This is a genomic window from Microcoleus sp. (assembly GCF_049646505.1).
In the GTDB taxonomy this organism is placed as follows: domain Bacteria; phylum Cyanobacteriota; class Cyanobacteriia; order Cyanobacteriales; family Microcoleaceae; genus Microcoleus.
The window spans coordinates 1-23,473 of sequence record NZ_JBARVX010000499.1 but is presented as its reverse complement, the minus strand read 5'-3'; the positions used below and the strand labels follow the sequence as shown (position 1 = coordinate 23,473).

At 47.0% G+C, this 23,473-nt stretch carries 12 protein-coding genes, 1 tRNA gene and 1 pseudogene; 7 read left to right on the top strand and 7 right to left on the bottom strand.

Annotation, left to right across the window (positions count from 1 at the left end; translation table 11 throughout):
- Positions 1-595: 595 nt before the first annotated feature.
- Positions 596-1,414: pseudogene (locus WBA89_RS23935) on the top strand (IS110 family transposase); the annotation flags it as partial.
- A 43-nt stretch (positions 1,415-1,457) separates the two neighbouring features.
- Here WBA89_RS23935 and WBA89_RS23930 read toward each other — a convergent pair.
- The 3 genes from WBA89_RS23930 to WBA89_RS23920 all read right to left on the bottom strand — a co-directional run bounded on the left by WBA89_RS23930 (position 1,458) and on the right by WBA89_RS23920 (position 5,612).
- On the bottom strand, positions 1,458-2,441 hold the full coding sequence (locus WBA89_RS23930; protein WP_424409948.1) for an IS110 family transposase: 984 nt from the start codon (positions 2,439-2,441) through the stop codon (positions 1,458-1,460).
- Positions 2,442-3,072: 631 nt separating this feature from the next.
- Positions 3,073-4,140 (bottom strand): ABC transporter permease, encoded by a 1,068-nt coding sequence (locus WBA89_RS23925; protein ID WP_424409947.1) that lies wholly within the window; start codon positions 4,138-4,140, stop codon positions 3,073-3,075.
- Positions 4,141-4,478: 338 nt separating this feature from the next.
- Positions 4,479-5,612, bottom strand: a complete 1,134-nt coding sequence (locus WBA89_RS23920) for an AI-2E family transporter (RefSeq protein WP_424409945.1) — start codon at positions 5,610-5,612, stop codon at positions 4,479-4,481.
- A 486-nt stretch (positions 5,613-6,098) separates the two neighbouring features.
- Between WBA89_RS23920 and WBA89_RS23915 the strand changes: the two genes are divergently transcribed.
- Positions 6,099-7,868, top strand: a complete 1,770-nt coding sequence (locus WBA89_RS23915) for an efflux RND transporter periplasmic adaptor subunit (protein ID WP_424409944.1) — start codon at positions 6,099-6,101, stop codon at positions 7,866-7,868.
- Positions 7,869-8,664: 796 nt separating this feature from the next.
- On the opposite strand, the gene WBA89_RS23910 is transcribed toward WBA89_RS23915, so the two are convergent.
- Positions 8,665-12,414, bottom strand: a complete 3,750-nt coding sequence (locus WBA89_RS23910; RefSeq protein ID WP_424409943.1) for a chemotaxis protein CheB — start codon at positions 12,412-12,414, stop codon at positions 8,665-8,667.
- Positions 12,415-13,575: 1,161 nt separating this feature from the next.
- Here WBA89_RS23910 and WBA89_RS23905 point away from each other — a divergent pair.
- The 5 genes from WBA89_RS23905 to dpdE all read left to right on the top strand — a co-directional run bounded on the left by WBA89_RS23905 (position 13,576) and on the right by dpdE (position 21,337).
- Positions 13,576-15,360, top strand: a complete 1,785-nt coding sequence (locus WBA89_RS23905; RefSeq protein WP_424409942.1) for a calcium-binding protein — start codon at positions 13,576-13,578, stop codon at positions 15,358-15,360.
- Positions 15,361-15,770: 410 nt separating this feature from the next.
- Positions 15,771-15,842, top strand: a tRNA-Gly gene (locus WBA89_RS23900).
- A gap of 54 nt (positions 15,843-15,896) precedes the next feature.
- Positions 15,897-16,844: a rhodanese-related sulfurtransferase gene (locus tag WBA89_RS23895; protein ID WP_424409940.1), complete on the top strand. Its 948-nt coding sequence runs from the start codon at positions 15,897-15,899 to the stop codon at positions 16,842-16,844.
- A gap of 236 nt (positions 16,845-17,080) precedes the next feature.
- Positions 17,081-17,758, top strand: coding sequence for a glutathione S-transferase (locus tag WBA89_RS23890; RefSeq protein WP_424409939.1), 678 nt, complete (start codon positions 17,081-17,083; stop codon positions 17,756-17,758).
- Between the two features lie 243 nt (positions 17,759-18,001).
- Positions 18,002-21,337, top strand: coding sequence for a protein DpdE (gene dpdE / locus WBA89_RS23885; RefSeq protein WP_424409937.1), 3,336 nt, complete (start codon positions 18,002-18,004; stop codon positions 21,335-21,337).
- 244 nt (positions 21,338-21,581) lie between these two features.
- Here dpdE and WBA89_RS23880 read toward each other — a convergent pair whose 3' ends face one another.
- The 3 genes from WBA89_RS23880 to WBA89_RS23870 all read right to left on the bottom strand — a co-directional run bounded on the left by WBA89_RS23880 (position 21,582) and on the right by WBA89_RS23870 (position 23,453).
- The gene (locus WBA89_RS23880) at positions 21,582-21,854 is read right to left on the bottom strand and encodes a type II toxin-antitoxin system RelE family toxin (RefSeq protein WP_424409936.1); all 273 of its coding nucleotides are present in this window, start codon (positions 21,852-21,854) and stop codon (positions 21,582-21,584) included.
- Entirely contained in the window at positions 21,851-22,054 is a 204-nt protein-coding gene (locus WBA89_RS23875) for a hypothetical protein (RefSeq protein WP_194012618.1), read from the bottom strand. Before WBA89_RS23875 ends, WBA89_RS23880 begins: the two co-directional genes overlap by 4 nt.
- 205 nt (positions 22,055-22,259) lie before the next feature.
- Entirely contained in the window at positions 22,260-23,453 is a 1,194-nt protein-coding gene (locus tag WBA89_RS23870) for a pentapeptide repeat-containing protein (protein WP_424409950.1), read from the bottom strand.
- Between the last annotated feature and the right edge of the window lie 20 nt (positions 23,454-23,473).

The window sequence follows — 23,473 nt, the reverse complement described above, 5'->3', positions numbered from 1 at the left end:
TTTGTAGGGGCGGGTTTTCCGACAAGAATCGCCTCAAAACAAATAATATCAAAAACCCGCCCTCGCCCCAAGCCCTAAATATAAATAATCTCAATTCTCAAGGTTGATGTAGATTATTGGCGGTGTGGGGGCGGGTTTATTAATATTTGGGATGTGAAGGAAAGATTGTTGGTGAACCCGCCCCTTGTATCTTAAAAGAGTGAGTCAGTCGATCGCCACATCAATCAGGCGATCGTACCGACAGTCAGTCGATAGCCACATCAGTCAGTCGATCGTACCGACAAGTGGGTGATCGTACCGACAAGTGGGCGATCGTACCGACAAGTGAATCTAAAGAAACAAGGAAAGTTTCGTACATATGGTTCTGTAACAGCCGAAAGTGATCCTTAAGAACATCAGAAATCGGTGAAGTTGGCCCGCCCCTTAGACTAAACAAGTCTGTTGTGTAGATAAGCTCCCATTACTGATGACAGGCGCACCAAGCTGGACAGTATCTTAGGCTCTCGGCATTGTCGGGAAAGCCTGCATTCACTCTTGTTAGTTAATTATTGCCTGTCACGTTCTTTCATAAATCGGAGTAAATCGGGGACCAAAAATGACACCAACAGTCTTAGGCATAGACATCAGTAAAAAAGACTTTTATGTCTCATTACTGACCGAAACTCGTGCGACTAAACCCAGAAAATTTACGAACAATATTCAAGGGTTTGACAGTTTGCATAACTGGCTCAAGCAACAAAATGTAGTCGAACTCCATGCTTGCATGGAAGCTACTAGTATTTATGGCGAAGCCTTGGCAGAATTCCTTTATGGGGAGGGCTTCTGCGTGAGTATCGTCAATCCAGCCCGGATTAAAGGCTTTGCTAAAAGCGAACTTTTGAGAACTAAAACAGACTCCGTAGATGCAGCATTAATTGCCCGTTTTTGTGCGGCAATGAAACCATCATTATGGACACCTACTGCGCCCGAAGTCAAGGAATTACAAGCTCTGTTACGGCGGCTCGAATCAGTCACAGAAATGATGACTTGTGAACAAAACCGTTTGGAAACAGCTACGCCAACAGTTGCTGCCCTCACCCGGGAACATTTGGAATATCTCAAGGAGCAACAACAACTAATCAAAAAATTGATTAGTGACCATTTTGACCAACACCCACACTTAAAACAACAGCGCGAGCTGTTAACCTCAATTCCTGGCATTGGCGATTTAACAGCTTCTATATTATTAGCTGAAATTGGTGAGGTTTCTGATTACGATAATGCTCGTCAATTAGCAGCCTATGCCGGATTAACTCCGAGCGAACGCACTTCTGGGACTTCGGTTAAGGGCAAAACTCGTTTGTCTTGTACCGGAAACGTCCGACTGCGAAAGGCATTGTATATGCCAGCGGTAGTGGCAATGCGTCACAATCCTTTGTTAAAAGCGATGAGCGAACGATTATTGGGTCGTGGTAAGGTCAAAATGCAGGTGATTGGTGCGCTGATGAGGAAACTGGTGCATTTGGCTTTTGGGATTTTAAAATCCCAAAAGCCAAATGCACCAGTTTCCTCATCAGCGCACCAATCACCTGCATTTTGACCTTACCACGACCCAATAATCGTTCGCTCATCGCTTTTAACAAAGGATTGTGACGCATTGCCACTACCGCTGGCATATACAATGCCTTTCGCAGTCGGACGTTTCCGGTACAAGACAAACGAGTTTTGCCCTTAACCGAAGTCCCAGAAGTGCGTTCGCTCGGAGTTAATCCGGCATAGGCTGCTAATTGACGAGCATTATCGTAATCAGAAACCTCACCAATTTCAGCTAATAATATAGAAGCTGTTAAATCGCCAATGCCAGGAATTGAGGTTAACAGCTCGCGCTGTTGTTTTAAGTGTGGGTGTTGGTCAAAATGGTCACTAATCAATTTTTTGATTAGTTGTTGTTGCTCCTTGAGATATTCCAAATGTTCCCGGGTGAGGGCAGCAACTGTTGGCGTAGCTGTTTCCAAACGGTTTTGTTCACAAGTCATCATTTCTGTGACTGATTCGAGCCGCCGTAACAGAGCTTGTAATTCCTTGACTTCGGGCGCAGTAGGTGTCCATAATGATGGTTTCATTGCCGCACAAAAACGGGCAATTAATGCTGCATCTACGGAGTCTGTTTTAGTTCTCAAAAGTTCGCTTTTAGCAAAGCCTTTAATCCGGGCTGGATTGACGATACTCACGCAGAAGCCCTCCCCATAAAGGAATTCTGCCAAGGCTTCGCCATAAATACTAGTAGCTTCCATGCAAGCATGGAGTTCGACTACATTTTGTTGCTTGAGCCAGTTATGCAAACTGTCAAACCCTTGAATATTGTTCGTAAATTTTCTGGGTTTAGTCGCACGAGTTTCGGTCAGTAATGAGACATAAAAGTCTTTTTTACTGATGTCTATGCCTAAGACTGTTGGTGTCATTTTTGGTCCCCGATTTACTCCGATTTATGAAAGAACGTGACAGGCAATAATTAACTAACAAGAGTGAATGCAGGCTTTCCCGACAATGCCGAGAGCCTAAGATACTGTCCAGCTTGGTGCGCCTGTCATCAGTAATGGGAGCTTATCTACACAACAGACTTGTTTAGTCTAAGGGGCGGGCCAACTTCACCGATTTCTGATGTTCTTAAGGATCACTTTCGGCTGTTACAGAACCATATGTACGAAACTTTCCTTGTTTCTTTAGATTCACTTGTCGGTACGATCGCCCACTTGTCGGTACGATCACCCACTTGTCGGTACGATCGACTGACTGATGTGGCTATCGACTGACTGTCGGTACGATCGCCTGATTGATGTGGCGATCGACTGACTCACTCTTTTAAGATACAAGGGGCGGGTTCACCAACAATCTTTCCTTCACATCCCAAATATTAATAAACCCGCCCCCACACCGCCAATAATCTACATCAACCTTGAGAATTGAGATTATTTATATTTAGGGCTTGGGGCGAGGGCGGGTTTTTGATATTATTTGTTTTGAGGCGATTCTTGTCGGAAAACCCGCCCCTACAAATATTTGAATTACCAATTCCCCATTCCCCATTCCCAATTACCTTTGAATACTGCGCGGATCGAGAGCATCCCGCAGCCCGTCCCCCAACAAATTAAACGCCAAAACAGTCAAAATAATCAGTGTCGCCGGAGGCCAAACCAACCAAGGTTGCAACACTAAAATTGAAGCATTAGTAGACAAAGATAGCAAATTTCCCCAAGAAGGATCGGGCTGTTGAATTCCCAATCCAATTAAACTCAAAACCGACTCCGCTACAATAAAACCGGGAACCGCCAAAGTAGCAGAAATAATGACATAGGTTGCAGTTTGTGGCAAAACGTGGCGGACAATAATATAAATTGGATTCGCGCCCATAGCCCGCGCCGCCTGCACGAATTCTCGTTGTTTTATTGATAGTACCTGACCGCGAATTACCCGCGCTAAACTCGCCCAACTGATAAATGAAGTAATCAGCACAATCAATATAAATCGCTGAGCGCTGGTTAAGCCTGGGGGAAGGACTGCTGCTAGGGCTACTAATAAATAAAGTCCGGGAATCGTCATCAATACTTCGGCGAATCGCATTAAAATACTGTCAATCCAACTGCCAAAATAACCAGAAATTCCTCCGATTAACAATCCTAACGGAAAAGAAATTGCTATACCAACTAAACCGATGCTGAGGCTGATTCGGCTGCCGTGTACTAGGCGGGTGAACTGATCGCGCGCTTGTTCGTCCGTGCCTAAAATGTTAATTTTGGCGGCTCCTGTAGTTCCAAATAAGTGGATATCCAAAGGTAAAATTCCTAAAAACTTATAGGGAGAACCTTTGACGAATAAACCGACAGCAGAAGGTTTTTGCCAGTCTACAATTAGCTCGCGAGCGCCCGTATTCGCATCCACCGGGCCCTGAGTCGTCGGATAAACGTGAGGCCCGATAAATCGCCCGTCTCGGCTGCTTAAATAAATTTGAGTCGGCGGCAGCAATGAACCGTTTAATTGAGAGTCGTAGGGGTCGTAGGGCGCGACAAATTCGGCGAAAAATGCGACTGTATAAAAAATTAACAGCACCACTGCTCCCAATCGAGCGAGAGGATTTTTTCTAAGATTTTGCCACCATTTCATAAGTTTTAGGTTTGAGATTTTCAGTAGGTTCGCAGTCAGGACTTTAGTCCTTCTCAAAAGGTTCGCAGTCAGGATTTTAGTCCTTCTCAAAATGTTTGCAGTCAGGACTTTAGTCCTTATTAAGGAACGAAGATTTTATAACTTAAACATCTGCCAAAATCCTATGTTTTCAGAAGCAGCGAGGTAAAGAGAAAGAGAAAGAGAGGCAGAGCCTCGCCTATCTGCATTACCAGGCAGAGCCTGGTAACGAGCAAACCGGGTTTTTTGCCTCGCGTGCGTAAGTCCTATTCTTTCTGGACTCAGCAGCAAGGACTGAAGTCTTTGCTACAAACATTAAACTATTTTTTTTCATCGGCAACCAAGATTATTTTAGTTTCATTATCGGCTATTTTACCCAATTCTTCTCCGCTAAAAGGATTGTAGAAAAACGAGCCTGTTTGCGGAGGCAATTTGGGATTGAGTAAGATTTCTACTATACTTTTGATCACCCCTGTCATCGGAATTGCCAGGATAACTCCTAACAATCCTCCCACTCTACCTCCTAAGAGCAAAGCTGTGAAAATAATTACCGGGCTCAATCCGGTGAGATTCCCCATGATTCGCGGGGCGACTAAATTGTCTTTGATTTGCTGGAGACCGATCGCCACTGCCAACACTTGCAGCGCCAGCCACCAATCGATAAATGCTACAATTATAGTAACCGCTCCAATGCCCAAAGTTGCTCCAATAAACGGAATTACTTCCATTAATCCGATAAACACGGCAAACAGCAGGAAGAATGGAACTTGCAGCCACCAAAATGCGATAGTTAGTAAAATTGCCATAAACAGTCCCAGCAGCAACTGTCCCGATACAAATCGCTGGAGGTTTCGCTGCAAAGTTTCTGTTAACACGTAGCGAATATCTGGGGAAAAAATGCTGGTCAAACTTTCCCAGACTCTTTTGCCGTCTAGGAGCATATAAAATGAAATGACCACGATAAAAATTAAGTCGAGAAACCAGTTAAAGGTACCTAAGACTAAACCTAAACTGGTGCTAGCGATCGCCTGTACTTGCTCTTGTACTTTTGCTGATAGCTGCTGCTCCAATATTTGCACGTTAAACGGTAAATTGCGATCGGCACTCCATGCTTGAAATTCACCTAGCTGCATCCGCGCCGACTCCAGCAGGTCTGGGAACTTCACCCCCAACTGCCTCGCTTGGGTGAACACTGGCGGCACGATAGTTAAACCGATTACTACTACTAGCAAGCCCGCAATTAAGTAAACGAGTGCTGCAGCGACTCCCCTGGGCAAAAATGCTTCCAGTCTGAGGACTGCATAATTTAATAAGAATGCAATGAGTCCGGCTGTTACTAAAATGCTGACCAGTTCCCCAACATAACTGATAGCAGTTAGGGTAAACCATCCCGTTACTAGCACTAGCAACCAAGTAATTAGCAACTGTTGGACGGGAGAAAAAACACTGTTCATTGTAATTTTTGTCAATTAAACTGGTACAACTTTTTAGCCGATGTGCCTGATTTTAGCAATAATTTGTTCAAAATTAGGCTTAATTCTGTGAGGATTGATGAGTTATACCAATTTCATAAAGTAGCGCTAGATTTGACCCCCCCCAACCCCCCCTTATTAAGGGGGGGGGCTAAGACTTGATCCATAGCATATCTTTAGAAAAATGGTATTGGTGACGGGAAAACTGCTGTGGGACAGACAGGGCTAGCCCGATCGCCCGCAGGCCCCAAATCAGGCTAACAATACTGGACGAGGAACCCTGGGCGCATTAAATGTCGATCGCACTTTCCTCGGATTCGCCATTTCACCTGAAATGCCGTCACATTCACCCGAAAGGAGGAGGCGCAACTGCTGCCGCCCTCCGCTAAAATCAACTAGATATAAAAACTGCAATCTTTCTTTACAATATAAAAAAACCCAAGGCTCAAACCGGCGAGAGGAACCAGCGTGACCAATCAAGTTTTTTCAGAAGCGGAAGAAAAGCCACCTCTTCCCCCCGTACAGAACGGGCGCGACAGGAACTCAGCAGCCGGCGCGCCTGAAAGTGAGGTCTCAGACGGCTCTAGCTGGCATTTTTCCGATCGGGAAGACGAACGAGAAATACCCCTAGAAAATCCAGAAATGGATGGGGAACAATCAGAAGTTCGCAGCAGCAAAGGCATCAGGTGGGTGACTGTGTTGGCCGGCGCAGGCATTGGCGTAGCTGCAACGCTGCTAGCAGTAAACTTGAGTGCGGGCCTCAAGAACGCGCGGCCGGCGGTTACAGCCCCAGGGCCGGCTCAGCAGGCGGAGGCTCAAACTGTGACAGTCGCGCCTGCGGAATCCGTCGAGCTGGCTCAAACTCTGGAAGCGACGGGTACCGCGGCCGCCTACGATTTGCTGCCGGTATTGCCGCAAGCTAACGGTTTGCAAATCGAGCAGGTTTTGGTGAAGGAAGGGGATGCGGTAGAAAAAAATCAGGTAATGGCGGTTTTGGATGATTCGGTGCTGCGATCGCAAATTGCCGCCGCAGTTGCTAAAAGACAATCGGCCGATTCTACGGTAGAACAAGCGCAAGCTCAGGTGCAGCAAGCTCAGTCAACCCAAAAAGAAGCCCGAGCCGGTGTCGAACAAGCTGAAGCTGGCGTTGAAAAAGCTGTCGCTGACTTAGCGCAAGTTAAAACAGGTGTCGGCCAAGCCCAAGCTGGTGTCGCGCAAGCTAAAGCCGGTGTGAATCAAGCTAAAGCGGGAATTGCTTCGGCCGAGGCTAAATTGGCTCAAGCTCAAAGAGATGTAGAGCGTTTTTCCAATTTGGCGGCGCAGGGAGTAATCAGCCAACAAGATTTGGAACAGCGCAAAACCGAACGAGAAACTGCTCTTCAAGATGTGAACAAGGCTAAGGCCGATTTGAATAAAGCTTTGGAAGAACAGAACAAGGCGGCCGAAGAAGTGCGATCGGCTAAAGCTAAAGTAGTTAATGCCGAAGCTAATATCAGTACGTCGCAAGCGGCCCTCAGCAGTGCCCGCGCTGCAGTGAATACGGCGGCGGCAACTGTCAGCAGCGCTAAAGCAAATGTTGGGAACAATGCAGCAGGTGTTCGCAGCAATGACGCACAAGTCCAACAGTTGGAAACTCAACTCGAACAAACTACAGTCCGAGCGCCGGACAGCGGTATTGTTGCTGAAAGAATTGCTAGAGTTGGTGATGTTTCTTCGGGGAATCAAAAACTATTTTCGATTATTCGCGGCAACAAGCTGGAACTGCAATTGAAAGTGCCGGAAACTCAGATTTCGCAAGTGCAGCCGGGAACAGCAGTGCAGATTAGTTCTGATTCTGACAAGCGGATTAAGTTGTCAGGAACTGTGCGAGAGATTTCGCCGTTAGTTGACCCGCAAAATCGGCAAGCTACGGTGAAGGTTGATTTGCCGGCAAGCGAGTTTTTGCGATCGGGAATGTTTTTGCGCGCTTCGATTGTGACAGCGGCGGCGCAAGCTTTGAAAGTTCCTGCTAAAGCTATTGTACCGCAGTCTGACGGCAGTTCTATTGTGTACAAACTTGTGGGCGAGGATAAGGTGCAGGCTCAGCCGGTGGTAGTTGGGGAAATTTCTGGGGGCGCGGTTGGCGATTTGACGGCTGCTCGGGTTCAGATTAAAAAAGGGCTGAAAGCGGGCGATCGCGTGGTTGTTTCTGGGGCGGGTTATCTTCAGGATGGCGATCGGGTTAAGGTTAGTAAATAGTTGTTTTGAGATTTTTGCCTTCTTTTTTAACCGCAGATGAAGGCAGATAGACGCAGATGAACGCAGATGCCAATTCTAATATTTCGACTGCGGCTGTGTGCAGGTCTCGATAATATTTGCGATCGGCGGTATTTGTTTGCGGCGACGCACCTTATACCAATTTCATAAAGTAGCCCTAGATATTACCCAATACGGTTTACTTAAGACGATCCCCCCTAACCCCCCTTAAAAAAGGGGAGTAGGGGGTGGGACCAGAATCGGATCAAAGTCCCCCTTCTTCCCCCCTGGGGGGGGGCAGGGGGGGGTGGGGATTTAGGGGGATCTCCGGGGCATAAATATGTTAAGTGAACCGTATTGAGATCTTACCCCCCCCAACCCCCCCTTGTTAAGGGGGGGCTAAGACTTCATCCATATACTTACGCACTCATGGATATTGACATACCTCCTCGTCCTAAAGGAGCGAGGATTCCTTGACGCTTCACTGCAATGCGCTACCGAAGTAGTTTGACCTTTGCTCCACGTCCGTTTAGAGTCTCCCAATGCCCTGTGGCGACTTTTCGTTTTGCTCGCACAAGCCCAAAAACTTGCAGTTGCCTCAAAGGTCGGACTTTGCCGTTGCCCTCTTGCTTCCCCTATTTCTGATCGCAACTCTGGCAGGACTCTCAACCTTGCTGTTTATTTTGGAGTATCTCAAATCCGGGCGGGTCAGTGACCATCTACATCTTAACTTAAAGCCGTCCTAAAAGGACGGGGTTTTCAACCCAATTTTCTGATAAAGGGGGTTTTCTTCCCCGGATTAGATATCACTTTCTGGGATATCTGTTCGCAGTGGCAACTTCACGGTAAACGTTGCTCCTTGTCCGTTACCCGAACTTGTTCCGCTAACGGTACCGCCGTGGAGTTCTACTAAATGACGGACAATTGAGAGTCCTAGCCCTAATCCACCCTCTGTGCGAGAGTAGCTACTGTCGGCCTGACTGAAGCGATCGAATATATAAGGGAGAAAATCAGGGTCAATGCCCTGACCATTATCGCTAATTTGGATTTGAGCCATGCCATCAATGCAGTCTAATGCGATGTCAATTTTGCCTCCGGCTGGGGTGAATTTAATGGCGTTTGAAAGTAGATTCCACACAACCTGCTGCAAGCGGCTCGGATCTCCCAACACTATTGGTTTTAAAGGACTTAGGCAGGATTCAACTTGAATATTTTTGGCTTGTGCTGCCGAACGAACCACCTCGATCGTATTTTCAAGCAGTGGATTGAGTTCCATTTCCGAAACGCTGAGCCGATACTGGCCGGTGCTAATCCGGGAAACGTCTAAGATGTCATCGATGAGCTGGTTTTGTGCTTTGGCGGCGCGCTCGATCGTTCTTACCGCTTCCTGGGTTTTAGCTTCGTCAAATTTTTTCAGTTGCAGCAACTGTGCCCAGCCAATTATCGCATTCAGGGGCGTTCGCAGTTCGTGAGAGAGGACGGACAAAAACTCATCTTTGACTCGGTTGGCCTCCTCGGCAGCCGCGCGAGCCGATTGTTCTTGCATCCGCAGGCTGCGTTCTGCCTCCAACTGTTTTTGCTCGGTGATATCCTCTACCGCCAGCAGAATCATCTGTATATCGCCGATGGGAGGCATTTTGCGGGCATTGATCCGCATTATTTTATGCCCGATCGCCTCGAAGTCCTGCTCTATTTCCAAATGGTGAAATTCGGGATTGCCAGTCGTAATTTCTTCGAGGAGCGATCGCAACTCGGGAATATTCCACTGTTTGTTACTAAACTCGAAGATCGAGTGTTGCTCAATTTGGATCGGCATCACCTGAAACGTCTCGTAGAAAGAACGGTTGGCGGTGATCGCCTGCAGGTTTAGATCCAGCACTAGCAAAGGTTCCCGGACTGTTTCTACGATCGTTTCGGCATAATTTTTCGCTTCCGTCAACTGCTGGGCGCTGAGTTTGAGATCGTTGATATCCACCAGCATCACCACAGCCCCATCAATTTTGTGGTCGATCGTCCGATACGGTCGAATATGCAGATCGTACCAGCGATTCTCTCGATCTTGAACCTCCTGAACTTTCACGTTGAGGGTGCGGATCACCTCTAAAATCATTGGCTCTAAATCCGGCAGTATCAACTTGTGAGTGATGTCGCTCAAACAGCGCCCCACATCGGCAGAAATCAAGTTGAAGATGCCTTCGATTGCGGGAGTAAACCGGCGGATTCGCAGGTCGCCTCCCAGCATCAGGATCGGAATATTGATGGTACTGAGCAGATTCTGTAAATCGTTGTTCACCTGATTCGATTCAAGATTGCGCCGCTGCAATTCGTCATTAATCGTGTTCAGTTCTTCATTGGTTGCTTGAATCTCTTCTTTTGCGGTTTCGAGTTCCTCGTTTGTACTTTGCAACTCTTCGTTGTTCGACAAAATCTCCTCGTTGGCGGCTCTCAAATCTTGGTTGGCGGCTTGATGTTCTTGGACGATCGACTGCAGGTGGTCTTTTGTGCTTTTGAGTTCTTGTTGCAGCCTCGCAATCTCCAAACTTTCACCCTGTAAAGGATCGGAGTTGACTCTAGCATCGTTTGCAGCAGTCATTGCAGGAATCGGCGGCTCGTCTTGAAACAAAACTAAAAAATAGTTTTTTACAGCAGCGCCTGTTGGGAAGGGAATCACGTTAATTTTGACCAGGCGGACGATCTCGCTTTCTCTAATTTGCAAGCCTTGGCGGGCGACCGGCAACTGCTGCTGCGAGGCTTGTTCAATTGCAGCGCGGAGTTCGAGGCGCAATCCTTCTTTTGCCATTTTCAGCAAATTAAAGCTCGCCTTACCGGGGGCCGGTTCTAGGTAGGCGTTTGTCTGTCCTCGAAATTGCAGAATCTCGCTGGCGGTGTTAATCACTACGCCGACAGGGGCATAGTGATTCAAAACAATGCGATCGGCTTGTTTTTCCATTTGGATTTCGTTTAAGCTTTCCGCCAGCAGCGGTGGAGGGTTGACTGCTGTAGCGGGATAGTTGCTAGCAGTTAAATCCATGCTCAACCAATGCGACAGCAGTTTTTTAGTATAAATTTTGTTTTTTTTGTCGAATAGCGCAAACAATTCGGAAAAGTCACCAACTGTTTCCGAAGTGCCCAACAGCAAGAAGCCTGCGGGCCGAAGCCCGTAGTGGAAAATTGGCAGCAGCTTTTTTTGCAGCGGGGGGCCGAGATAAATCAGCACGTTCCGACAGGCGATCAAATCCATCCGGGAAAACGGCGGATCGCCGATCAGGTTTTGTTTGGCAAAGACGCAGAGTTCGCGCACCGCCTGAGCGATTTGGTATCCGCCTTCGACTCGGACAAAGAACCGATTCAGGCGTTGGGGCGAAATATGGGCGACTTGGGCCTGCGTATAAAAGCCGCGGCGGGCGATCGCGATCGCACTTTCGCTGATGTCTGTGGCATAAATCTGAATCGGCAGATTAGTAGCTCGATCTGCTAAAAACTCTAGCAAGCAAATGGCGATCGAATAAGCTTCTTCGCCCGTAGAACAGCCGGCAATCCAAATTCGGATCGGTGTTTTTGAGGATTTACCTGTGACGATTTCGGGAAAAACCTTGGTGCTTAAGGCCTCAAAGCTGTCGGGATCGCGAAAAAAGCTGGTGACATGAATTAAGACATCGTGGTAGAGCGCCGTTACTTCTGTGGGGGTGTTTTTGAGATATGCGGCATAATCCTCGATCCGTTCCAGCTTGTACAGCAACATCCGCCGCTGCATCCGCCGGTTCAAGGTGGTTTGCTTGTAGTGAGTAAAGTCAACTCCTGTAGCGGCGCGCAGCAAATTGTAGATGGTGGCGATCGCATTTTTAGTTTCGCTCGTCGCATCTTCGCTGGCGGTCGGTTCTGTCGCAGTCCGATCGGCAATATAGGGATGGCGGCCGATCTCTGCTATTTTCTCGGCAATTTTTTCCGGTGGTAAAGTAAAATCTACCTGACCCGTGCCCACTGCAGTATTCGGCATACTGCTGACTTGTGCCGATCCTTCACATTGAGCAAAAGTAATACCGCCTGCGGCCTTAATCGCTTTTAACCCTTGGGCTCCGTCGCCGTCGCCCCCGGACAAAATGACGGCGATGGCTTTGTTCCCCCGTTCTGCAGCCAGAGAACACAGAAAAATATCGACGGACATAAATGCCCCGCGTTCTCTGCCGCGAGGCGTTAGCTTCAGCATCCCTCCAGCTACGGTCATGCTGAAGTTCGGGGGGATGACGTATACCTGATTCGGTGCTAGGAGCATCCCCTCTGTCACTTCATGCACGGGCATCTGGGTCGATCGGGCCAGAATCGCACTCAACACGCTTTCCTGAGTGGGTAACATATGCTGAATCATTACAAACGCCATGCCGGTATCGATCGGCAAATGGCTGAGTAATTGCCTAAAGGCTTCCAGTCCACCGGCCGAGGCTCCTATTCCGACGACTGGAAATAATTCGTTTGGATCGTCCTGCTGCTTTTCTTCAGCTTTGGTATCAGCTTTTGGTTGAGATTTCTTAGAATTTTTTTTATAACTCATGTTTTATACCCGATATCTTGCTGTTCGAGCAGCACTTCTTAATCTAGTTTTTTTATGCTTATTAAAGATACTACACTTTATCATAAAATGAAGCTTCAGCCATCTACCTGCCGATATATTGAGCCGCACTTTGGGAGTAGGAGCGATCGAATTTCAAATTAGAATAATTATTCTAGCTATCCCAAATGATTTGTGAACGCTATCCATACTATTAGCAGCCGTTCTCAGGAATGAAAATTTAATAATTTAAGCAATTGCTCGTATTGCTCGTTACGTTGCCCAATCTCTCGGAGGGCGGGCACGGGGGCACCGCCCCTACATATCTGCATGAATGATTTAGGATTGCTATTTGCTCGTTACCAGGCTCTGCCTGGTAATGCAGATCCGGAGGCTCTGCCTCCTTCTTTCTCGCAACTTACAGGAGAGAGAACTGTAGGAGGTGTTTGAGTTATTAAGTTTTCGGTTCTAACTGATATCTTGCACCTGTGGCAAAAACCGGGTTTTTGACCGCAAAATTAGCATCACAACCTATCTCTCTAGTTCGGAAACCCGGTTTTTAAGAGTTTGTTGAGAATGGTGCGAGATGTCAGTTCTAAGTAACATGAGGTTCGCTCAAAAAGCGGGAACAAATAATAGGTAATTGCCAGATTATTTGAGTTCGGGTTAGCTAGTAGCTATAATTTATGACCGATTACTAATTACCGATTGCGGGAGTGTACCTCACCCAATCCCAATTTCATAAACTGCGGCCACAAATATGACTTCTATTTTATTATAAAGTTCGATGTTTAAAACAAACATACTAATTGTAGGTTGGGCCCTGGAACGAACCCTCTGTTTCGCTCCGCCCAACCTACAATCATGCTCAACCCAACGGTATTGGGCTATACAGCAATCTTTGCAGGATTCACAAAATTTGTTGTAGGGCGATCGGAAGATGTGCAACTTCACATTAAATTGGTATTACTTAAGTAATTTATGTGCCTGCGTGTACTTTTAGATACAAACACTATTTTTAACCCTGTGTTGTAAAAATTGGCCTAAAAAAACTTTTTTGGACAATTTGCATAATTTTTGTGGAAAAGTCCTGATAGATAAATAAGGTGTGGCGCTTATCTCAAAATTAGCCCCCACCTGTTTATCCCAAACAGGAAAAAAACATTGGCAGTATTAAGTGGTACATCCTCAAACGACAACCTGACAGGCACCCCAGATGATGACAACATCACAGGCTTAGAAGGCAACGACACTTTGTCTGGCTTAGAAGGCAACGACACCTTGCTAGGCGGTGAAGGAGACAACAACCTCAGTGGAGGTGCGGGCAATGACTCCCTCTTTGGCGACTTTGGCAATAACACTCTCGATGGCGGTGCGGGCAATGACTTTCTGAATGCAAGGGGTAGCCTGGCCGGCGGCGATGGAGACGACACCCTGTTCAGCTTTGGCACTAGCACCTTAGATGGCGGTGCGGGCAATGACTTTCTCAGTGGTGGTAATAGCATCTTAGAAGGCGGTGCGGGGGATGATACGCTCAGTGCTGGATTTGGGAGTGTGCTGCGAGGCGGTGCAGGTAACGATCGCTATTTGCTGCGGGATAACGGCCAGAGTCAACTTCAAATTCAGGATACTGGCGGCATCAATCGCTTAGACTTTGTGAATTTTGACAACCAGATCAGTACCAGCACTGCGCTGTCGCTGTCGCTGTCATCAGGTACTCTGGGATTGAGCCGCCAAGGCACGAGTTTAGCCATCGACATCAATCAAGACGGCATCATCAGGGCTACCGATGACGTTGTGATTTTAGACTTTTTCGGTGCATCCCCGACTGTCCAAGGTGCTGGGTTCATTGAAACTGTGGGTAATTTATCGGGTGCCGATATCCTGGCCGCTAATTTACCGGAGACCGCGACGACGCCCACACCAGCGACGACGCCCACACCAGCGACGACGCCAACTCCAGCGACAACGCCCACACCAGCGACAACGCCCACACCAGCGACAACGCCTATTCCTATTCCTATAAGACCAACACCGGCAGCCACACCAACACCGGGCACACCCACACCCACACCGGGCACACCAACACCAACACCTCCACCTTTCACGCCCGCAGCAGCACTGTCGATCGCACAGCCGATCGCACCCACATTCACCAACAGGCCCGCACCAAGCGAATTGCCACAGGTTTTGGGCACCAGTGGCAACGACGCGATCGGTGGCAGCGAAGCCAACAATATCTTGTATGGCAACGCTGGAAATGACACCGTGGGAGGCAATGGCGGCGACGACATCGTATTTGGCGGCAAAGGCGATGACGGCTTATTCGGCGATGTCGGCAACGACCTCTTGTTTGGCAACCTCGGCAACGACACCCTTGTCGGCGGCGACGGTGCAGATACCGCATTGGGCGGCAAAGCTGACGATTTGATATTTGGCGGCGCTGGTAACGATGTCCTCGGCGGCGAACTCGGCAACAACACTTTACTCGGCGGCGAGGGTAGCGATACTCTGTACGGCGGTGAAAATAATGATGTCTTGTTTGGCGGTAGCGGCAACGATTTCCTCTACAGCACAAAAGGTAACGACATCTTGGTTGGTGTTGACTATACCGGTGCTAATCCCGGACGCGGCGAAGTTGATACGCTGATTGGTGCAGATGGTAGCGATACTTTCTTGCTGGGAAATGCCACAGAGTTCTACTACAGCGACGGCATCGATAGCAGCACTGGCGCTGGCGACTACGCTTTGATTGTCGGCTACAACCCCAGTAACGATATCATCCAACTTCAAGGCGCTCCGAGCACCTACAGGATCGGCGCTTCTCCGGCTGGATTGCCCGAGGGTGCTGCTATTTTCAAGAAGACTGGGGCGGATGACGAGTTGATCGCGATCGTCCAACCTGTTTCTGGTTTTGGCCTTGACAGCAGTTCTTTGCGCTTTGTTTAACGGTTGAGGGCGATCGGTCGGGCGATCGATTGTCCAATGGCCCCGGCGGTTGAAACCAGGTTTACACAAACAAAGTCGGCCTGCGCCGACTGGTTCATCAAGGGGATCTATCCCCAACCCGGATTTGGTATTATACCAATTTCATAAAGTTATGCTACTACCGAAAGTTTTACTCCCCCCCTTTATAAGGGGGGGTTGGGGGGGTAGATATGTAGCGCTATTTTATGAATTTGGTATTAGATTCAGTCCTGCCCTTGGTGCAGGACTTTTTTTGTTTGGAGGGGCGATCGGGCACCGAAACTTAATTCTCAAAATAGTTGACTCAGAATCGCAAAATAGTTGTATAATGTTTCTCTAGTCATTTTTGACCGCAATAACTCAAAAGTAAAAGCAGGTACAATAGACTAAGCGCGGGCGTAATTCAGTGGTAGAATGTCAGCTTCCCATGCTGGACGTCGTGGGTTCGAGCCCCACCGCCCGCTTTAACTGAATTTTCATATAACTATGAAAATTAATTAGTGCGATCGATTCAATTTATGGCTAAATTCTTAACCGCTGCATTATATAAGTTCGTTGAACTATCGGATTTTGCCGACCTCAAAGCACCGCTACTCGATTGTTGCAACAACCACAACGTCAAAGGCACTATCTTGTTGGCTGCAGAAGGCATCAACGGGACGATCGCCGGTTCGTCAGAAGGCGTCCACGCAGTCCTCGCATTCTTGCGCCGTGACGCGCGTTTTGCTGATTTGGTTCACAAAGAATCTTTTTCCGAAAAAGCACCGTTTTACCGCCTAAAAATCCGCTTAAAACGCGAAATCGTCACGATGGGAATACCTGATATTAATCCATCTCTCATGGCTGGCAAATATGTCAAACCCGATGAGTGGAATCAGCTACTTGACGATCCTGATGTGGTGGTAGTTGATGTACGCAACGACTTCGAGGTATCTATGGGTACTTTTGCAGGCGCTATTAATCCCAAAACAAAAAGCTTTTCCGACTTGCCAGAATGGGCGCTCAAAGAAGCTGCTTTGCGCGAAAAACCCAAGGTAGCAATGTTTTGCACTGGCGGTATTCGCTGCGAAAAATCTACGGCTTTTTTGCGCTCTCAAGGTTTTGAAGAAGTCTATCACCTCGAAGGCGGAATTTTAAAATATTTGGAAACGGTGCCCGCAGCAGAAAGTCGTTGGGAAGGTGAATGTTTTGTCTTTGATGAACGGGTTTCTGTTGTTCATGAATTAAAGCCTGGTAACTACGAACTTTGTCGCGGTTGTCGTCACCCGATTAGTCAGGAAGATAAAGCTTCTGAATTATTTGTAGTTGGTGTAAGTTGTCCTCATTGTCATGACTCGAAAACTGAAACCAAAAAACAAGGCTTATCGGAGCGGCAGCGTCAGATTGAGCTTGCTAAACGCCGCAATCAAACACATATCGGCGCGCGCTATGATCTGAAGGAAAAAGTTGATAATGGGATAGATTAAGACATTAGATGGGGGAGAAAGAGGGCGGGTTTTGCCTTTATAAACTGGTTGGTATCATAGATTATTAGCTAAACCCGCCCCTACCATATACTATGTTTTTTTGGCAATGACTTACTTCATAGTATTAGCACTAAGCTCAAGAAACCGGGTTTCTCTGAAAACTCTGGTTGGGTGACGTGAAATTTAGAAAGAAACCCGGTTTCTGACTCTAAAGCCTTCCTAATGACAACTGACTAATGACTAATGACTCATCCTATATGTCAACAACCTATCCAATTTTGTATTCTTTTCGCCGCTGTCCCTATGCTATGCGCGCGCGCTTGGCGCTGATGGTTAGCAATCGGGTGTGCGAGTTGCGGGAAGTTGTTTTGCGAGACAAGCCACAAGAAATGTTAGATGTATCGCCCAAGGGTACTGTACCGATATTGATTGATGTTGACGGGCGGGTACTGGATGAAAGTATTGATATCATGTTGTGGGCATTAGAACAACACGATCCTGAAAAATGGTTGATTCCAGAACAAGGTACTGTTGCAGAAATGCTAGGACTAATTGCTGAATTTGATAGTGGCTTTAAATATCATCTCGACCGTTATAAATACCCGGAACGTTATGCTGGTGTTGAGGCTAGAGTACATCGAGATGAAGCTGCTGTATATCTGGAAAAACTCAATGCAAAGTTAAACGGGACTAAATATTTGTATGGTAATAATGTAGCATTGGCCGATCGCGCGATCGCACCTTTTGTCCGTCAATTCGCTCATACCGATAAAAATTGGTTCAACCAACAGCCTTGGTATCAGCTACAAGCTTGGTTAACAGGGTTTACAGACTCGGAAATCTACGCTAGTATTATGCACAAATACCCAAAATGGGAATCTGGCAATGCAGGCGTTGTTTTTGGGCGATCGTAATTACCTATCAACCGGTTTGTAGTCAGGACTTCACTCCGCATCCAACAGAGGACTAAAGTCCTGACTGCGAACCTGAACTAATGTTATTTTGGTCGCTCATACCATTTTTCTAAATATATGCTATAGATGAAGTCCGAAGCCCCCCCTTACTAAGGGGGGGTTGGGGGGGTAAGATCTAGTGCTACTTTATGAAATTGGTATCAAGCGTTAGTGTATTCTAGTGAGTATTGTCAGGCTGAAATTATGATTGAGGTTGGTTCGTTAGTTCGATCGCCCAAAAACGATTTGGGAATCGGAAAAGTTGTCGAGGTATCGTCTACCGATGCCGTAATTGAATATTTTTGCTCAGTAAAAAACCGCTTTCGCAAAACTATAGCGTTGGGTTTGCTACAAGAAGCTAGACTTCAGCGACAAACCCGCTGCTACCTCTGGAGTAACACTCAGGAAAGGTGGATAATCGGGCGAATTTATGACTGGGATGAAGATAAATTAGAATACGAAATTGACCTCCCCGACAGCCAAAGTTTGCAAGCTGTCGAAACCGAACTTTACGTCCGCTGCAATATCCCGATCGCCGATCCGATCGATATTTTAGCAGTCAAAGGCCAAGAAACACCGTATTTTCACGATCGGCGATTGGCATTTGTGCAATCTGCGATCGAACAGCGCGCCGTCAGCCGTGGCATGACCGGATTAATTTCTGCTAACATAGAGCTCTACCCGCACCAAGTTGAAGTCGTCCGGCGCGTCCTAGAAGACCCGATCGCGCGCTATTTGTTAGCAGACGAAACAGGACTGGGGAAAACCGTAGAAGCCGGGACAATTCTCCGCCAATTCCTACTCGACGATCCCAACGGACGCGCTGTAGTGCTCGTTCCCAAATATTTGCTCGAACAGTGGCGACAAGAGTTAGAAAATAAATTCTATTTGTCTCATTTTGCTGACCGAGTGCAGCTTGTTGCTATTAGCGAAATCAATCAAATTAGCCGCAACGCCAACCTGGATTTTTTGATTGTGGATGAAGCCCAGGAACTGGCCGCAATGGCTAATTCGGGCGATCGCAATCAGCAACAATCCTTTGAACTATGCCAGCAACTAGCTCAAAAAAGCCATAACTTATTGTTATTATCTGCAACGCCAGTTATCGGTCACGAGCAAGATTATCTCACGATGCTGCACTTGCTAGACCCGACTACTTACCGTCTAGATGACCTCGAAAATTTCAAAGAAAGAGTGCAGAACCGTCAGGAAATCGGCCGCGCCTTGCTAGATTTCCGAGAAACAGCAAAGCCGGCAGTTTTGCAAACAAAAATCGCTCAACTCCGCACTCTGTTTGCGAAAGATGATTATTTGCTCGGATTGATCGACGAGTTAGAAACTTGTTTGAAAACCGCAGAAACCGCCGAACAATCTCGCCTTGTCCAAACTATTCGCACTCACGTTAGCAATACCTACCGCCTCCACCGCCGCATTCTCCGCAACCGCCGGGATGCAGTGGAAGATGTGATTTTCGATCGCGATTGTGTCCCCAAAACCGAGTACGATCTCAATGACGAACAGTGGTCGGAAATTCAAAGCGTATTCGATAAATGGCGCGCTGCTGCTCCCAAATCCAGCGAATATCAGAGAATTTTTCTGCTGTTTTTCCGCGCTTCCGGTACTTGGTTGAATGTTTTGGAACGGGTTGTCAAAGCTCGCTTGCAGAAAAAATCGACTCCTGAACTCGATCGCGAATTCGGACAAAGCGACACCGCAATTTTGACCAAAACAGCGCTGTTTCCCGAAGAAAAGGAAATGCTGGAAACCTTGCTCAACAGCCTGCAAAAGCCCCAGGAAGGACTCGACAGACTCTCGTTGTTGCGAATTGCTATTTTGCGATTTTTGGCAGTTGCTTTGAAGGTTCCGCGCGAGTATCACAGCAATTCTCGCGATTTGCTATCGAGAATTCAACAGCAAATTAAACGGCCGATTCCGGGCGAACGTTTCCCGAAGATTGTAATCTTTACCAGTTTTACGGCAAGTTGTCAAGAGATTGCGGAAAACTTAGCTAAAATATTTGGTAAAAAGGCGATCGCCAGCCACGACACCGGCAAGTCTGCGGATGATGTTGAGGCTAGTCTGCATCGATTTAAGACTGAGCCGCATTGTTTTATCTTAGTGTGCGATCGATCGGCAGAAACAGGGGTAAACCTACAAATAGCAGATTGGTTAATTCACTTCGATTTACCGTGGTTTCCCAACCAGCTAGAACAAAGACTCGGCAGAGTCGATCGCATTGGCAGCAAAATGGGAGTACAATTTTGTTTGTTTGCGGGCCCGGATCTGCCAGAAAGTCCCCACGAAGCTTGGTTTCAAGTCTTAAAAGACGGCTTCGATATCTTCAACAAATCGATCGCCAGCCTTCAGTTTTATGCCGAACAAAAACAGCTAGAACTTGAAGCAAAGTTGTTTGCTGAGGGAGCAAAGGGCTTGTCAAGCGAAATTGAATCAATCAAAAATCAAATCGCCCAAGAGAAAACAAAAATCGACGAACAGTACGTTCTAGATGAAATTGACACTCTAGAAGACAGCGCATCTCAGTATTTTGAATCCCTCGAAAACTGCGACGACCGCCATAAAGAAATGCAGCGGGCGACGGAAGGTTGGCTTTGTCAAGCTCTCCACTTCAAACAAATCGAACATCCGACAGTATCGGGGTTAATCCGCTATCAACCCACTCAAAAAACCTTGATTCCTTCAAACGATTTGAGAACTCGATTAATTCCTTATTGTCAGCAGTACGGTAGTTACAATCGCCGCATTGCTCATCAAAATACCGATGTCGTTCTTTACCGCATTGGAGAGGGATTGATCGATGCACTTGGCTCTTACATTCGCTGGGACGATCGGGGTCAAGCTTTTGCGATGTGGCGGCACGATCAAAGTTGGGATGCTGCGGAAGGGATGGAGTGGTTCGGCTTCCAATTTAATTATTCTATCCAGACTGATGTGGAACCTGCGGCTCTAGTTTTGCAAGCACAAAGCATCGACAATTACAACTTGAAAGCTTTGCAGCGGCGCGCTGATGCTCTGTTTATCCCAACTTTTGAAACTGTGTTTGTAGATGCTCGCGGCGAGCAGATGTCTCTGGTGGAAGATGCGGAAGTTCTGCAGATTTTGCAGCGGGGTTATAAAGGCAAAGGCGGCCCGAATCGGGATTATAATTTGTCTAAAAATCGTACTTCGCTGATTGACAGTTTTGTCGATCCGTTGGAATGGGATGATTTTTGTCAAAAGAGCCGGGTGGTATCTGAGGAATTGCTGCGAGGGCGCGAGGCTTTTGTGGAAATGTGCAATAATTCTGCTGTCAGTGCTGCAATCCAACTCAAAAACCGGGTGAATCAATTGCAATTGCGATTGAATCGACTTTCTAAATCCGAACAACTTTTAGAATCGGTTTTGGGTGATGAAATCAGTACCGAAAGTGCGTTGAGTGAAGCGGTTTTAGCGGGAATTCGCCGCCCCCAGATGACTCTTGAGTCGGTGGGATTTATTGTGATTTCTGGGCGCGCTCCTGTTAAGGAGAAGGAAGAAGGATAGCTGGTTTGGGTGGAGTTTCTCGTTACCAGGCTCTGCCTGGTAATGCAGATCCGGAGGCTCTGCCTCCTTCGCTCTTTTTCTCGTTACCAGGCTCTGCCTGGTAATGCCGATCCGGAGGCTCTGCCTCCTTCGCTCTTTTTGACCCGATCCGGAAGCACGGGCAAGATACCCGTGCTAGGATGGACGGATATGGATGAAAGGGCGATCGCTCTTTATTTAATCAAATTGTTTCTTAAAAACAGCTTTAGGGTGGAAAGTAGCGATAAATATCTTTCCGGTGAAGAACTCTTGCAAAAGTAACTGTTTCGCCATCAAAATAAAAACCTATTCGATAGTCGCCAACCCGAAACCGATACGCATTATCATCGCCTTTCAATTTTTTTAAGTTAACTATTGTCTGTAAATCATTAACATTGGGAATTTCCGCAAAAGCAAACTCCTTGATTTGCACAAAAGCAGGCGTACTTTTAAGAGTTTTTAAATCCTTCAAAAAACTGGGCAGATATTCGACTTTCATTCTGTTTCCAGTTCTGCAAGTGCTTGCCCTAAATTTAACGGCTTTTCATTTTTTACTTCGCGCATAGCTAACAGAAGTCCTCTATCTTCGATAGCTTCTAATAAATACTTATAGTCGGTATAATCTAGAATGACTTGACTAATGTTGCCTTCGGCATCTAATATCAATTTTTGGGCAAGTGGATAATCTTCTATCTTCATATACTTTTATATACTTTTATGTGGAGATGAGTTGATAGGAAATGATGGTTCTATTTTAACTGGGATTTTTTTTTACAAGGTTTGATGATGGTCGATTCCCTACGGGATAGCTACGCTTCACGGGATTTTTTTGAAGCCATCGCACAGGCGAAATGCCCGTGCCACGAGGGATGCGGATGGATGAAAGGGTTGTCGCACTTAGGAACTAAACATCCTCAAAAATCGCTCCCCCCTGCTGTAAATTCAACTTCACATCCTCCGCAAGTCCAGAGTTATTCCCAAACCTTGCTGACTCGACATTCGTACCGCTGAAATTAGTATTTGTTAAGTTCACTTCGAGCAAATTGGCGCGGCTCAAATCGGCACCGCTGAGGTTTGCTAAAGCCAGACTGGCGCGGTACAAATCGGCGCGGCTCAAATCGGCATTTCCTAAGAAAGCGCCGCTCAAATCTGCACCGCCGAATTTGGCATTTTGCAGGTTGGCGTCGCTGAAATCGGCATCGCTGAGGTTTGCACCTCGGAAGTTTGCTCCCTGGAGCTTTGCACTGCTAAAATCAACTGCATTCAAAGTAGTTCCGCGCAAGTTAGCGCCCGCGAAATCTCGTGCTGGATTGAGATTGGCGATTTTTGCCAACTCTGTAAAGTTGTCGGTTTCAGCAGAGATAATGCGATCGACCATTTGTTGCAATTTAGCTTGAGCTTCCGGGACAATTTCCTCCTCTGGCTGTTCCACCGCAGGCAAATTGTAGGACAACAGCGCCCAACTGAGAGCAGGTTGGAGTTTATTTGCTTGCAAATATACAGTCAAGATTCTTTCTAAAACCGAATGTTGATTTGGCGTAATATCATGCAGCCACAAACCCTCAGCATCTGTGATATAAATATCTTCTTTGGCAACTTCAAAAGTCGCTGCAATCCGCAATGGTTTGGCTGTTAATTCAGCTATTCTAACACTTTTTAGCAAACCTTTTAATACAGAATCAGCGCGCTCCAATGTGAAAATCCACGCAGGCGTTGTATCGTCGCCTATGGTGGAAACGTGACACAAAGTGCCATGATTTTCTTTGGCTTTTTCTGCCGTTTCACTTTCTAGAACTACCGCAGGATTTTCTGTAAATAAAACTTGTGTGCTGCTTTGAATTGGCGACAGCTTGAAATCACCGACTAACTGACGTGATGCTACGGGAATTTCGCAGTTTTCCAGATTGAGCTTGAGCGTCCCGCCTTGCAAGCCAAATTTGACCCTACCGCCGAGTATGGGTTCCCAATGCTCGTTAAAATTCAGGCTCAAATGAATGTCGAGCTGCTGGGTTTCGGTTCCAACCGACAGCACTGGAATTGCTTCTAATTGCATCCACAAGCAATCGGGGTATTTGTTGTGAGACTCTAGCGATCGCATATCGGGAGAAGTGCTGGCTC